Here is a 1,512-nt window from a genome sequence, read left to right on the forward strand (position 1 = left end):
GGTGCAGCGGCCGGACGGCGGCCCGCTGGCGGTGCTCAGCTGGGCGGGCCCGGAAGAGGACTTCGGGGCGTTCGCCGCGGAACTGCACCTGGTCGATCCGCACACTGCCAAAGTGCATGACCTGGGCCCGGTCGGTGTGGACGCCTGCTCAGCAACCTGGTGGCGTTCCGGGGACACGTGGCACCTGTCCTATCTGGCGGTCACGCCGCCCGGGCCGGTCGGCGGGACGGCGGTCTTCGACAGCACCGTGCCGGATGCCGGGCCGGCGCCGGAGCACCGCAACCTGACCGCGGGGATGGCCGTGTGCCCGACCGAGCTTGTGCAGGTCGCCGAGGGCACGCCGCTGGCGCTGTTCGCCGACGGGCTGGACACCGCCCTGTACCGACTGGATCCAGGGGATATGGCCTTCCAACGGGTGGCCACCCGGCAGGGCATTGCCCATGCGCTCTCCGCGAGCCGGACCGGCGAGACGGTCGCCATGCTCGCGGGCACCGCCGACCAGCCGAAGAACGTCCACGCCGGGCCACCCGGCGGCCCCCTGACCCGAGTAAGCGACACCCGCCCCGAGGTCCGCGAGATCCGGTGGGGCCACCAAGAACGCCTGTCCTACCAGGCCTCCGACGGACTCACCCTGGACGGGCTACTGCTCCTGCCACCCGGCATGAGTCGCCTGGACGGGCCGTTCCCGCTGATCACCCTGGTCCACGGCGGACCCTACGGACGGTACGCCGACGAGTTCCAGTTCCACATCGAACTACCACCGGCGCAGTGGCTCGCGGTCGCCGGCTACGCCGTCTTCCTTCCCAACCCACGCGGTAGCCAGGGCCGCGGCCACGCCTTCGCCGCAGCGGTGGCGGGCGCGGTCGGCGGAGCCGAGTGGACCGACATCACCGACGGCATCGATCTGCTCGTCGCGGCGGGGGTCGCGGACCCGGACCGGCTGGGGATCGGCGGCTGGAGCCATGGAGGGTTCATGGCCGCCTGGGCGGTGGGGCAGACCGACCGGTTCAAGGCCGCGGTGATGGGCGCCGGAATCAGCGACTGGGGCATCCAGACCGCCGCTGGCGACCAAGGAGCAGACCGGGAATCCGCACTCAGCGGCAGCCGCGGCTGGGAAGGACCGGGCCCGCACCACCACGACCGGGTCAGCCCTGTCTCCTGCGCTGCACGCATCCGTACCCCGGTGCTGATCCTGCACGGCGAGGACGACACCAACGTCCCCATCAGTCAGGCCGTGCTCCTCCATCGGGCCCTGCGGCACTTCGGCGTCGAGCACGAGCTCGTCGTCTACCCGCGAGAGGGGCACATGATCACCGAACGTGCCCACAAACTCGACCTGCTCCGCCGTACTCGCACATGGTTCGACCGCTGGCTCGGCTCCGTCGGACGGCATGGCATGCTGTCGGTCGAGGGCAGTTCGGTTGATGAGCGAGGTCGACGCTGAGTCCCTGTATCAGCCAAGCACCCGCCGTGCGTGGGTGAATCCCTGACGAACCGGGCGCGGGCGTGGGA

1 protein-coding gene is annotated in these 1,512 nt (G+C 71.2%); it reads left to right on the forward strand.

Annotated elements, in window-relative coordinates; translation table 11 throughout:
- Positions 1-1,444, forward strand: a 1,444-nt coding sequence (locus ABD369_RS40550) for an alpha/beta hydrolase family protein (RefSeq protein WP_344641653.1), incomplete at its 5' end; no start/stop codon positions are given.
- Positions 1,445-1,512 lie beyond the last annotated feature (68 nt).

The organism is Kitasatospora cystarginea, assembly GCF_039533515.1.
In the GTDB taxonomy this organism is placed as follows: domain Bacteria; phylum Actinomycetota; class Actinomycetes; order Streptomycetales; family Streptomycetaceae; genus Kitasatospora; species Kitasatospora cystarginea.